The sequence below is a fragment of the Agrobacterium sp. LR_9 genome (assembly GCF_041954855.1).
GTDB classification, from domain to species: Bacteria; Pseudomonadota; Alphaproteobacteria; order Rhizobiales; family Rhizobiaceae; genus Agrobacterium; species Agrobacterium leguminum.
Window position 1 is genome coordinate 236094 of the sequence record NZ_JAVAYA010000003.1, and the last position, 12019, is coordinate 248112.

The window sequence follows — 12019 nt, forward strand, 5'->3', positions numbered from 1 at the left end:
GCAGACCATACCAGATTGTGAATCCGGATAAGTCCTTGGCCGGATTCGGCTTTACGGTAAAGCCGCCGGGCAGAAAATCCCGGAATCGGCTGTCAAGCGGCAATCCCGGAAAAGCCGATCCGAAAGATGACGAAGGGTCGGGTCAGAGCGCCTCGCCGGCAAGCAGACGCGGCGCATTAGCGTCCGTCGTGCCGGCGGCCTGACCGATGAAATAGGATTTGAGACCCGGCAAACGATCCACCACGCCGAGACCGAAATCACGCATGATACGGATAGGGCCAATATCGTTGGAGAAAAGCCGGTTCAGCACATCCGTCGTCACGCCCATCCGCAACGTGTCGAAACGCCGCCACGACTGGTAACGCTCCAGAACGTTGAGTGAGCCGATATCGAGGCCGAGCCGGTCGGCCTCGACCACGGTTTCGGCGAGAGCCGCCACGTCCTTGAAGCCAAGATTGAGGCCCTGCCCGGAAATCGGGTGAATGCCGTGGGCCGCATCGCCCGCAAGCGCGAAACGCGGTGCAACGAAAGAACGCGCCAGCGTCAGACCCAGTGGGAAGGCGCGGCGGGGACCGACCGGACGAAGAGGACCCAGCTTGTGACCGAACCGGCGCTCCAGTTCCTCCTCGAACACCAGATCGTCGGAGGCTACCAGCCTGTCGGCATCGGCCGTGCGTTCGGTCCAGACGAGCGAAGAGCGGTTTCCCTTCAGCGGCAGGATGGCGAAGGGGCCGGATGGCAGGAAATGCTCTTCGGCGCAGCCCTCATGCGGCCGCTCATGCTCAACGGTCGTCACGATACCGGACTGATCATAAGCCCAGTGCACGGTCTTGATACCGGCCATGTCCCTGAGCGCGGAGCGAACGCCGTCACAGGCAATCAGCAATCGCGCTTCGAGCGTCGACCCGTCGGAAAGGCGAATGGCCGTCGACTGGGGACCCGCGGTAAAATCGGAAACACTGAGACCGTGACGGATTTTTATGCCAAGGCGCTCGCACAGGCCTCGCAATGCGCCCACCAGGGCGACGTTCGGAACCATATGGGCAAACGGCCTGTCTTCTTCCACGGCGCCGTCGAAAGTCAGGAACACAGGACGCACCGGATCGGCGGTCTTCGAATCGGTGACGATCATCTTGTGTATCGGCTGCGCTTCCGGCTCGATCTCGTTCCATATGCCGAAAACATCGAGCATCCGGGTGGCTGCGGCAATAATGGCGGAAGCGCGAACGTCCTTCGACCAGACATCCTCGGGAGAGGCCTCAACCACCTGCACATCAAGATGCCGGGCCGCCTGCTTGATTGCGACAGCAACGGAAAGACCGACATATCCGCCGCCTGCCACCACTACGTCCAGCATCGCGCTTCTCCTCGAATCTTGTGCACGCATCATCGGCGCACTATAGACCATGTGACGTCTTCCTACAGCCGGAGCAGGCCGAAAAAATGTCGCATCCCTCGCAAACGTCAGACCCGATGGCCAATCTCATCGCCACACTCGATCTTGAGAAGCTGGAAGAGAACCTGTTCCGGGGCGAAAGCCCGCAGATCGGCTGGCAGCGGGTTTTCGGCGGCCAGGTCATCGCGCAGGCCCTGATCGCCGCGCAAAGAACCGTGGATAACGACCGTTTCGTGCATTCGCTGCATGCCTATTTCATGCGCCCCGGCGATCCGCTGGTGCCTATCGTCTACCAGGTGGAGCGCATCCGCGACGGCGCGAGCTTCTGCACACGCCGGGTGGTCGCCATCCAGCATGGCAAGGCCATTTTTTCCATGTCGGCGTCGTTTCAGATTTTCGAGGATGGTTTCGACCATCAGATCAAAATGCCTGACGTGACGCCGCCTGAAAAACTGATGAGCGAAGAGCAGATGCAGGCGGCCTTTCTTGCCAAGGCGCCCGCCTCTATCCGCAAATACTGGAGCAACAAGCGGCCGATAGAGATACGGCCGGTATCGCTGACCCACTATATCTCCAGGGAAAAACTCGAACCGCAACAGGATATCTGGGTTCGCGCCGTCGGCGATGTGCCTGATGATCCGCGCCTGCAATCGGCCATTCTCGCTTATCTGTCGGATATGACCCTGCTCGACACCTCCCTCTACGCCCATGGCACGACCATCTTCGATCCGTCCATTCAGGTGGCGAGCCTCGACCACGCCATGTGGTTCCACCGCCCCTGCCGACTGGATGACTGGCTGCTCTACACACAGGACAGCCCCAGCGCTTCCGGCGCACGCGGTTTGACCCGTGGCAATATTTTCACCAGACAGGGTGAACTGGTCGCCTCCGTGGCGCAGGAGGGTTTGATCCGCAAAAGGGCAAATGATTAAATAATGTGCTTTTTTTTAAAATCGCACATTTAATAGACGCAAATTTTGGCGACAAATGCCCCTTTCTCAGACGCCCTTCATATAAGTTTTATATTTCAATACGTTAGATACACACTCAAAACTGGCACGCCCTTTGAATGTATGTCCGCAGTCGCTGTTACTGATCTGCCAGCGGCAGGAGAGTCGGCTCCGTGCCGAGGACAAAACAAAGGATGGGAAACCAGATGAAAATTGTGATGGCCATTATCAAGCCGTTCAAGCTGGATGAAGTGCGCGAAGCGCTCACCGGCGTCGGCATCCAGGGCCTGACCGTGACCGAGGTAAAGGGTTACGGACGCCAGAAGGGGCATACCGAGATTTATCGCGGCACGGAATATGCGGTGAGCTTCCTTCCCAAGCTGAAGATCGAGATCGCAGTTCCATCCGACGTCGTCGACAAGGCTGTCGAAGCGATCGCGTCTGCGGCAAAGACCGGGCAGATCGGTGACGGCAAGATCTTCGTCTACTCTATCGAACAGGCCGTGCGCATCCGTACCGGCGAAACCAACACAGAAGCGCTTTGAAGCACGGCTGACAGGGGAGTTTTCTAGCTATGCAACTCAACAAGTTTTCAACGCTCGGCAAGCTGGGCGCCGCAGCGGCGGCCCTGATGGCTCCGGCCATCGCCTTTGCCCAGGATGCAGCGCCGGCAGTGGCCGCGGCCGCTCCCGTTCCGGAAAAAGCCGACACCGCATTCATGTATGTCGCGACGATCCTCGTACTTTTCATGATCGTTCCGGGCCTCGCCCTGTTTTACGGCGGTCTTGTCCGCACCAAGAACATGCTCTCCGTTCTCATGCAGTGCACGGTCGTCGGCGCAGTCATGATGCTCGTCTGGGTAATCTACGGTTACTCCTTCGCCTTTGGCGGCGGCACCGGCCCTTATTTCGGCGGTTTCGGCAAGCTGTTTCTGTCGGGCGTTTCGCTTGACAGCACCTCGGCAACCTTCTCTGAGGGCGTCGTGATCTACGAATACACCTTCATCGCCTTCCAGATGACCTTCGCGGCCATTACGCCGGCGCTGATCATCGGCGCCTTCGCAGAACGCGTCAAATTCTCCGCCGTCATCCTCTTCACCATCCTGTGGGCCACCTTCGTCTATTTCCCGATCGCTCACATGGTCTGGGATGCAAACGGCCTGATCTTCGGCATGGGCGCTCTCGACTTCGCCGGCGGCACTGTCGTTCACATCAATGCCGGCATCGCAGGCCTGATCGGCGCGATCATGGTCGGCAAGCGTACCGGCTTCGGCAAGGACATGATGGCCCCCCACTCGATGACGCTGACGCTGGTCGGCGCAGCCATGCTGTGGTTCGGCTGGTTCGGCTTCAACGCCGGTTCCAACCTCGAAGCATCGGGCGGTGCGGTTCTCGCAACCATGAACACCTTCCTCGCAACTGCAGCCGCCATCGTTTCCTGGTCGCTGGTTGAAAGCTTCACCCGCGGCAAGGCCTCCATGCTGGGCGCCGCTTCGGGCATGATCGCCGGTCTCGTCGCCGTCACGCCCGCCGCTGGCTCCGTCGGCCCGATGGGTGCCATCGTTCTCGGCCTCATCGTCTCGCCGATCTGCTACTTCTTCGTCTCCGTGGTGAAGAACAAGTTCGGTTACGACGACACGGCTGACGTCTTCGGCGTACACGGCATTGGCGGTATCATCGGCGCTCTTGGCACCGGCATCTTCACCTCGCCGCTGCTTGGCGGCACAGGCAAGGAAGACTTCTCCATCGCCTCGCAGGTCTGGACGCAGTTCGTCGCCGTCGCCATCACCATCGTCTGGTGCGCCATCGTCTCCGCGATCCTCTACAAGATCGTCGACGTGATCGTCGGTCTGCGGGTTCCGGTCGAAGCCGAACGCGAAGGTCTCGACCTCGCAACCCACGGCGAAGCCGCGTACCACTCCTGATATCCGGGAAAAGGGGTTCTCCATCCCCTCTCCCAAAAGAAGGCCCGCTCCGGCGGGCCTTTTTCTTTGCCGTAAATCTGAAGCGCTTCAAAAAACCGCATGGTTAACACGACATTAACCAGCAAGCGGTTAGTTTTCCCTGTCAATCCGGGATCAGGTCTCCTGCCGGATCTTGCCGAAACCATAAAACGACGGGTTCAGGGACATGGGCAGAATGCATTCTCCGACATTCGATGGTCGTCACACGCGCTTCGTGTTGACGGCGTTTTTCGTGCGTCAGATCATGGCTCTCGCCGGTTTCGCTCTGCTGGCCACGATTGCACTGGGCATCGCCGCGCTCGCGACATGGAATGTCGCGGATCCGAGCCTCTCCTACGCGACAGGAAACCAGCCCACCAATCTTCTGGGTTACGGCGGTGCGATTTTCGCCGATATCGTGATGCAGTTCCTCGGGCTTTCCGCAATCATCTCGCTCCTGCCTGTCATCGCCTGGGCGATCGCGCTGATCGCCGGCTGCAAATTCCACCGCATACCCGTTCGCCTTGTGGCCTGGGTCGCAGGCGCCATCGTCTGCGCCGCCTCGCTCGGCTGCTTTCCGGCCCCCGTGACATGGCCGCTGCCGAACGGCATCGGCGGCGTCATCGGTGACATGATCCTGCGTTTTCCCGCCCTTTTTATCGGCGCTTACCCCACCGGCACGATTGCCACGGTACTGGGTCTGATATTCGCGGCGCCTGCCGCATGGCTGATGCTGTTTGCCGCCGGTGTCGTTGGCGGTCTGGATGACGAGCTGGAACGCGAAGAGGCCGCTCCCGTCGCCCCCAGCAAGGCCCGCGCCGCCCGTGAGGCCGAAGAGGATGACGAAGACGACGGCGAGGGTTTCTTCGCCAATATGCTCGCCTTCGGCGCGCTGGCGCATTACTGGTACATCACCCAGGCGCGCCTGCGCCGCCTGTTCGGCCTGAAGTCGAAATCACTGCACGATGAATTCGAACATCCTTACGACTTCAACGAATATGAATTCGGCACGCTGAACGAACCGTCGCGCCTCAAGACCGCGATCAACCGCCTCGACCAGCGCGCAGAGCCGTCTTTCGAAGAACGCGCCGCATCGCGTCGCCAGATGTCACCTCCCTCCATCGCGCTCGATCATGACGAGGACATGGATGACGAACAAACCTTCGACGCGGATGGACGCAGGCTGCCGAACGGCATTCTCTCCGACGACGAGTCCGACCAGAAATTCACGGCCCGACAGGCGCCGGGACGCGGGCAGCCCAGAATAACCGCCCCTTCCGCACGCCCGAAGCCCAGTGAGCGCGTGGCAAGGGAAGCGCAGGCCTCTTTCATCGCCGCAGACGGTTTCCAGCTCCCCACCGTCCACCTTCTGGCGGAGCCGAAGAATGTCGTGCGCGACAATATGCTAAGCGAGGAAGTGCTGGAACAGAACGCCCGCCTTCTGGAAGGCGTTCTCGAGGATTTCGGCGTCAAGGGCGAAATCATTCATGTCCGCCCCGGCCCGGTCGTCACGCTCTACGAACTGGAGCCCGCGCCCGGCATCAAATCCTCGCGCGTCATCGGCCTTGCCGATGACATTGCCCGCTCCATGAGCGCGATCGCCGCCCGTGTCGCCGTCGTTCCCGGCCGCAATGCCATCGGCATCGAACTGCCGAACCAGACGCGCGAAACCGTGTTCCTGCGGGAACTGATCGGCAGCCGCGATTTCGAAAACAGCAAGGCCAAACTCGCCATGGCGCTCGGCAAGACCATCGGCGGCGAACCCGTCATCGCCGATCTCGCCAAGATGCCGCATCTGCTCGTTGCCGGCACCACAGGTTCGGGCAAGTCGGTCGCCATCAACACCATGATCCTATCGCTGCTTTACCGCATGTCGCCGGAACAGTGCCGGCTGATCATGATCGACCCGAAAATGCTCGAACTGTCGATCTATGACGGCATTCCGCATCTGCTCTCTCCCGTCGTTACCGATCCGAAAAAGGCCGTCGTGGCGCTGAAGTGGACGGTGCGCGAGATGGAAGAGCGCTACAAGAAGATGTCGAAGATCGGCGTGCGCAATATCGACGGCTTTAACAGCCGCGTGCAGCAGGCGCTAGACAAGGGCGAGATACTCACCCGCACGGTACAGACCGGCTTCGACCGCCAGACGGGCGAGGCGATCTACGAAACGGAAGAGTTCGATCTGAAGCCCCTGCCCTATATCGTCGTCATCATCGACGAAATGGCAGACCTGATGATGGTGGCCGGCAAGGACATCGAAGGCGCGGTGCAGCGCCTGGCGCAGATGGCGCGCGCCGCGGGCATCCATGTCATCATGGCGACCCAGCGCCCCTCCGTCGACGTCATCACCGGCACGATCAAGGCAAACTTCCCGACCCGCATCTCCTTCCAGGTGACGTCGAAGATCGACAGCCGCACCATCCTTGGAGAGCAGGGCGCCGAGCAGCTGCTCGGCATGGGCGACATGCTTTATATGGCAGGGGGCGGGCGCATCCAGCGCGTGCACGGTCCTTTCGTTTCCGACAACGAGGTGGAAGAGATCGTCGCCTATCTGAAAACACAGGGCGCACCGGAATATCTGGAAGCGATTACCGAGGAAGACGACGAGGAAGGCAATGGCGGCGGCCCGGCCAGCGCCGGCAGTTTCTCCGATTCCGAGGACCCTTACGATCAGGCCGTGGCCGTCGTTCTTCGCGATGGCAAAGCCTCCACCTCCTATGTGCAGCGGCGTCTCGGCATCGGTTACAACCGCGCCGCGTCGCTGATCGAGCGCATGGAGCAGGAGGGCATTATCGGCCCCGCCAACCACGCCGGAAAACGTGAAATACTCGTACCGACGGAAGCAGACATCATCGAGCGATAACGTCCGCAACCAAGCGGGGCGAAGAAGCGTTATTACACGCTCTCAACGTCATGAAGCCGCCGCCTTTTATGCGGACAATCGCTGCGATGAAGGAGAATAGAATGAACGACCTCACCACCGGCGAAACGGCCAACGCAAACACACCGCAAAACGGCGTGACGCGTCGTGGCGTGCTGACGGCATTTTCCATGGCCGCAATCATGGCCGGCCTGTCGCCGCTTGACGCCTTTGCCCAGGCGGCCGGCAACACGGCGACAGCGCAGAAAATCGCCAATCACTTCTCGTCGGTCAAAACCATGATGGGGGAATTCGTCCAGTTCGGCCCGCGCGGTGAACAGACCGGCGGCAAGTTCTACATCGAACGCCCCGGCAAACTCCGCTTCAACTACGAAGACCCCTCGCCCATGCGGGTCATCGCCGACGGCAAGAACGTCGTTATCGGCAATATGAAGCTCAAGACCTGGGATCTTTATCCGCTTTCTAAGACGCCGCTCAGCCTGCTTCTGTCCGACAAGATCGATCTCGGCAATCAGAAGGTCCGCAACGTCAAGGAAGAATCGGACCTGACCACCATCGTGCTGGGCGACAAGAGCGTCTTCGGCGATTCCACAATTACCCTGATGTTCGATCCGAAGACCTTCGATCTGAGGCAATGGACCACGACCGATGCCCAGAACAAGGACACGACCGTCATGATCTTCAACGTCCAGACCGGCGTGAACCTCGATGAACGCGTCTTCAACATCAATTACGAGGAAGTTCGCAAAGGCGGCTGAGGCTTCAAGCCCCAAGGAAATTCTTCGAAAGGCGACCCTGCGGTCGCCTTTTTCATTTTACCGCTAAAATACATTCCCGTTTTCGTCGCGATGTTATAAGCCTGCGCCCCGGAAACATGTCACGGGCCAAGCGGTTCGCGGCAGTAAAAGCGGAGCACATGCATGTCGTTTTCGATAACCACCTGGAACATCAACTCGGTCAGGCTCAGAATGCCGATCGTTGAGCAGTTTCTGGTACGTTACAAACCCGACATTCTCTGCCTGCAGGAAACGAAATGCCCGAATGGCGAGTTTCCGATGAAGCCGCTGAAGGCGCTCGGTTATGAGCATGTCATCATCCATGGCCAGAAGGGCTATCACGGCGTCGCCATCGCCTCGAAGATTCCGCTGATCGAAGACCATCGGCAGGATTATTGTGGCGTCGGCGATGCGCGGCATATTTCCGCGATTTTCCAGGTCGGATCGCGCCGCGTGCGACTGCATAATTTTTACGTGCCGGCAGGCGGTGACGAGCCGGATCGCTCGATCAATCCGAAATTCGGCCACAAGCTGGATTTTATCGAGGAAATGAAGGCGCTGCGCGCCGACGGTGTACCTGGCACCTCGTCCATTCTCGTCGGCGATCTTAACATCGCACCGCTCGAAAATGACGTCTGGTCGCACAAGCAGCTTCTGAAGATCGTCAGCCATACGCCTGTCGAAACCGAAGGCATGCTTGACATCATGAAGAAGGGCAACTGGCTCGATCTGATGCGCCTGAACGTGCCGGAGACAGAAAAGATCTATACCTGGTGGAGCTACCGCGCCAAGGACTGGGAAGCGGCTGATCGCGGCCGCCGCCTCGACCACATCTGGTCTTCGCAGGATCTCGGTTCCTCGCTCGAAAAAATCGACATATTGCGCGAGGCCCGCGGCTGGAACCGGCCATCCGACCATGTTCCCGTCACCGCCCACTTCCGGTTCTGAACAGGCTGAATTGTCTGGCGTCAGACGAAGCGGTTCTGCAAACGGGCCGCACCCGCCGCCAGCGACGCGATATTGTCGCGAATACGCGCCGACACGATATCGGCAACCTCCGGAAACTCCTCTACCAGCCGGTGGAAGAGGATGCGCGTTATGCGGATGACTTCGGAATCCTCCACTGCCACGGCAGTAAACTTCCGTTCGCAGAGCGTGAAAAGCGCGAGCTCCGAAAGTAGCGCCCCCTTGCCCGGCGTCGCCTGCAGCACGGGCTTGCCATCCCGCCCTGCCGTGAAAAGCTCGAAATGGCCAGCCGTCACCGCAAAAGCGCATTCGGCCGGTGAGTGTTCCCGAAACAATGTCTGCCCGGCCGATACACGGCGGCGCTCCGCACCGAAGGCGATAAGCCGCAGCTGGTCATCGCTGAACCCCGCAAATAACGGCACTTGCCCCAGCAGCATGATATCGTCCGTCAAGGCCATGTCGATCGTTACTCCGGAAAAACGCCTGCACTACTATAGCGGTTTTCCAATATCGGCCCTCAAAATACAAGCTGTTAGAACGCCGCGCGCCTTTTCGGACGCGCAGCGTGAGCTTTGGACACAATACAGGTGCAAAGAGGCCCCTGCTCAGGGAACGATCTTGTATCCGCCGTTCTCGGTCACCAGAATTTCAGCGTTAGACGGATCGCGTTCGATCTTCTGGCGCAGACGATAGACATGCGTTTCCAGCGTATGCGTTGTCACGCCGGAATTGTAACCCCACACCTCTTCCAGCAGGACGTCGCGGGTAACGACGGTGCTGCCGGCGCGGTAGAGATAACGGATGATCGCCGCTTCCTTTTCCGTCAGCCGGATTTTCTTGCCGTCCTCCGTCGTCAACAGCTTCTGGCTGGGCTTGAACTGATAGGGACCGACGGTGAAAACCGCATCCTCACTCTGCTCGTATTGACGCAGTTGCGCCCGGATACGCGCCAGAAGCACGGCGAAACGGAAGGGTTTCGTCACATAGTCATTCGCCCCGGCTTCCAACCCAAGAATAGTATCGGAATCTGTATCGTGCCCGGTCAGCATGATGATCGGCGCCTTGAAGCCGCCCTTGCGCAACAGCTTTACCGCCTCACGCCCGTCCATGTCCGGAAGGCCGACATCCATGATCAGAAGATCGACCTGGGCGGTCTTGGCGGTCTGCATCGCCTGCGCGGCATTGGCGCCGCTGAGCAGCGAGAATTCCTCATAGGGAGACAATTGCTCGGTCAGCGTCTCCCGAAGATCGTCGTCATCGTCCACCAGAAGGATAGTGCGAGCCGTCATTCGGATTCTCAGCCTTTCTTACTTTAGCGCATCGGCCCAAAAATCAGGCTCGATTTTCGAGAGACACGACGCGTAGTTTAAAAGAGTTAGAACGTCCCTTATGCATCCCAAAAGACGCCTGGCGCTCTAATTACCAGCCAATTCAGCGGTTTGCCGATAAAAGGTCAACCCATTGCCATGATATAACGAAGTGCTATGACTTCACGTTGAATAACCTGCAAAGCAAAATCTCGTGAAAAACATGAGCACCCAGCCTGTAAGACAACGTAAACGCGCATCGACGCTCATGGTTCGGCCCGCCCCCTCGAAAATCAGCCGCGCCATCGTCCAGCTCGGGCATCTCACCTTTCCCGCCGCGATCGGACGCAATGGCCGCACTGCGCTGAAACGCGAAGGAGACGGAAAATCTCCCATCTCCACCATCGGCCTGCTGCACGGGTTTTATCGCGGCGACCGCCTTGCCGGCATCGCCACGGCACTGCCGATGCAGCGAACACGCAAGTCCATGCTGTGGTGCGACGAGCCCCGTAGTCCCAGTTACAACAGACTGGTCAAAGCGCCCTTCGCCCCGAGCCATGAAGAGATGATGCGCAAGGACAGCCTCTACGACGTCTGCCTGGTGCTCGACTGGAATATCACCTCGAGAAGCCGCAACCGCGGCTCGGCGATATTCATGCATCTGATCAGACCGGGATATGAGCCGACGGCGGGCTGCGTCGCCCTCCATCCCCGTGACATGCGGCGCATCCTGCCGCATCTGCGCAAAGGCACGAAAATCCGCATCCTGTGAGTGAATTTCAGCCTGGAATCGGGCAACAAAAAACCCGCCATCAAGGCGGGTTTTTTTAGAGGGAAAAAGCCGGTTATTAAGCGGCTTCGTCCTGAGAATCGTCCTCTTCGACGGTCTTGCCGCGCTTGGGGCCCTTGGCAAGGTTCACTTCCACCAGGCGAACAGCCTCGGTTTCAGACATCTTGTTGACGGCGGCGATTTCGCGCGCCATGCGGTCGAGAGCAGCTTCATAAAGCTGACGCTCGGAATAGGACTGCTCCGGCTGATTTTCCGCACGGTAGAGATCGCGCACGACTTCCGCAATCGCGATGAGATCGCCGGAATTGATCTTCGCATCATATTCCTGCGCGCGGCGCGACCACATGGTACGCTTCACACGCGCCTTGCCCTGCACCACTTTCAGCGCCCGCTCGACAAAATCGCCTTCGGAAAGCTTGCGCATGCCGATGCTGACGGCTTTGGCGACGGGAACTTTAAGACGCATCTTGTCTTTTTCGAAATCAATGACAAAAAGCTCAAGCTTCATGCCGGCGACTTCTTGTTCCTCGATGGCAGAAATGGTACCGACACCATGAGCGGGATACACAATCGCTTCACCGGTCTTGAAACCGTGATGTGCTGGAGATTTCTTCTGCTGGGTCGTCATTCGTTCTAAAAACTCCCTGTTACATACCCGGGGATGCCGGGGTTGGGTCGGTCAGGCCCTGATGAGACGGGGGAACCGTCAGGTGACTCCGCACTGGTCCAGCCGTGCACGCAAAAACACACCTTCCCGTCTTGCGGGGTTCGATAACGTAAACGCTCGATATGTCACGGAAACCGCGTGCAAAAGAGGTGTTGCTTTCGTGGTGTTTTTGGGCACACAAATGCCACGCTGTGGATCAGTGTCGTTGGTGTACCACAAAAATAGGCGCAAATCAATAATTTGCTTCGACCGTGGCCGCAACATCACATGGCAGCCAAAGAACCGCCTAAAAATTAGCCGCAGAAATACTGTCAAAATGCTTCGTGACAGGCCTCACGGCAAAA

At 58.9% G+C, this 12019-nt stretch carries 11 protein-coding genes; 7 read left to right on the plus strand and 4 right to left on the minus strand.

Going from position 1 to position 12019, the window contains the following annotated elements; all coding sequences use genetic code 11:
- Positions 1 to 142 precede the first annotated feature (142 nt).
- Entirely contained in the window at positions 143 to 1468 is a 1326-nt protein-coding gene (locus tag RAC79_RS05645; protein ID WP_374996949.1) for a ubiquinone biosynthesis hydroxylase, read from the minus strand.
- Here RAC79_RS05645 and tesB point away from each other — a divergent pair.
- The 6 genes from tesB to RAC79_RS05675 all read left to right on the plus strand — a co-directional run bounded on the left by tesB (position 1444) and on the right by RAC79_RS05675 (position 8893).
- Complete coding sequence (gene tesB / locus RAC79_RS05650) at positions 1444 to 2328, plus strand: acyl-CoA thioesterase II (protein WP_142844422.1); 885 nt, start codon at positions 1444 to 1446, stop codon at positions 2326 to 2328. The genes RAC79_RS05645 and tesB overlap by 25 nt on opposite strands.
- Before the next feature lie 212 nt (positions 2329 to 2540).
- Positions 2541 to 2891 carry a P-II family nitrogen regulator gene (locus RAC79_RS05655; protein ID WP_004444057.1) on the plus strand — a complete coding sequence of 117 codons (351 nt, stop codon included), beginning with the start codon at positions 2541 to 2543 and terminating at the stop codon, positions 2889 to 2891.
- A 29-nt stretch (positions 2892 to 2920) separates the two neighbouring features.
- On the plus strand, positions 2921 to 4270 hold the full coding sequence (locus tag RAC79_RS05660; protein ID WP_065656878.1) for an ammonium transporter: 1350 nt from the start codon (positions 2921 to 2923) through the stop codon (positions 4268 to 4270).
- Positions 4271 to 4484: 214 nt separating this feature from the next.
- The gene (locus RAC79_RS05665; RefSeq protein ID WP_174044952.1) at positions 4485 to 7151 is read left to right on the plus strand and encodes a DNA translocase FtsK; all 2667 of its coding nucleotides are present in this window, start codon (positions 4485 to 4487) and stop codon (positions 7149 to 7151) included.
- A 50-nt stretch (positions 7152 to 7201) separates the two neighbouring features.
- Positions 7202 to 7927, plus strand: a complete 726-nt coding sequence (locus RAC79_RS05670; RefSeq protein ID WP_052025744.1) for an outer membrane lipoprotein carrier protein LolA — start codon at positions 7202 to 7204, stop codon at positions 7925 to 7927.
- A gap of 162 nt (positions 7928 to 8089) precedes the next feature.
- The gene (locus RAC79_RS05675; protein ID WP_065656875.1) at positions 8090 to 8893 is read left to right on the plus strand and encodes an exodeoxyribonuclease III; all 804 of its coding nucleotides are present in this window, start codon (positions 8090 to 8092) and stop codon (positions 8891 to 8893) included.
- A gap of 20 nt (positions 8894 to 8913) precedes the next feature.
- On the opposite strand, the gene RAC79_RS05680 is transcribed toward RAC79_RS05675, so the two are convergent.
- Together RAC79_RS05680 and RAC79_RS05685 are read right to left on the minus strand one after the other, a co-directional pair.
- The gene (locus RAC79_RS05680) at positions 8914 to 9369 is read right to left on the minus strand and encodes a cyclic nucleotide-binding domain-containing protein (protein ID WP_003520283.1); all 456 of its coding nucleotides are present in this window, start codon (positions 9367 to 9369) and stop codon (positions 8914 to 8916) included.
- Positions 9370 to 9516: 147 nt separating this feature from the next.
- Positions 9517 to 10200, minus strand: a complete 684-nt coding sequence (locus RAC79_RS05685) for a response regulator transcription factor (RefSeq protein WP_003505216.1) — start codon at positions 10198 to 10200, stop codon at positions 9517 to 9519.
- 286 nt (positions 10201 to 10486) lie between these two features.
- Between RAC79_RS05685 and RAC79_RS05690 the strand changes: the two genes are divergently transcribed.
- The gene (locus tag RAC79_RS05690) at positions 10487 to 10990 is read left to right on the plus strand and encodes a L,D-transpeptidase (protein ID WP_125145361.1); all 504 of its coding nucleotides are present in this window, start codon (positions 10487 to 10489) and stop codon (positions 10988 to 10990) included.
- Positions 10991 to 11066: 76 nt separating this feature from the next.
- On the opposite strand, the gene RAC79_RS05695 is transcribed toward RAC79_RS05690, so the two are convergent.
- Positions 11067 to 11636, minus strand: a complete 570-nt coding sequence (locus RAC79_RS05695; protein WP_003505223.1) for a CarD family transcriptional regulator — start codon at positions 11634 to 11636, stop codon at positions 11067 to 11069.
- Positions 11637 to 12019 lie beyond the last annotated feature (383 nt).

Bases quoted from the DNA above. Each gene is read 5' to 3' on its own strand.
- RAC79_RS05690 (WP_125145361.1), top strand. From the start codon at position 10,487: ATGGTTCGGCCCGCCCCCTCGAAAATCAGCCGCGCCATCGTCCAGCTC.
- RAC79_RS05655 (WP_004444057.1), top strand. From the start codon at position 2,541: ATGGGAAACCAGATGAAAATTGTGATGGCCATTATCAAGCCGTTCAAG.
- RAC79_RS05695 (WP_003505223.1), bottom strand. From the start codon at position 11,636: ATGACGACCCAGCAGAAGAAATCTCCAGCACATCACGGTTTCAAGACC.
- RAC79_RS05685 (WP_003505216.1), bottom strand. From the start codon at position 10,200: ATGACGGCTCGCACTATCCTTCTGGTGGACGATGACGACGATCTTCGG.
- RAC79_RS05680 (WP_003520283.1), bottom strand. From the start codon at position 9,369: ATGGCCTTGACGGACGATATCATGCTGCTGGGGCAAGTGCCGTTATTT.
- RAC79_RS05675 (WP_065656875.1), top strand. From the start codon at position 8,090: ATGTCGTTTTCGATAACCACCTGGAACATCAACTCGGTCAGGCTCAGA.
- tesB (WP_142844422.1), top strand. From the start codon at position 1,444: ATGTCGCATCCCTCGCAAACGTCAGACCCGATGGCCAATCTCATCGCC.
- RAC79_RS05670 (WP_052025744.1), top strand. From the start codon at position 7,202: ATGAAGCCGCCGCCTTTTATGCGGACAATCGCTGCGATGAAGGAGAAT.
- RAC79_RS05660 (WP_065656878.1), top strand. From the start codon at position 2,921: ATGCAACTCAACAAGTTTTCAACGCTCGGCAAGCTGGGCGCCGCAGCG.
- RAC79_RS05665 (WP_174044952.1), top strand. From the start codon at position 4,485: ATGCATTCTCCGACATTCGATGGTCGTCACACGCGCTTCGTGTTGACG.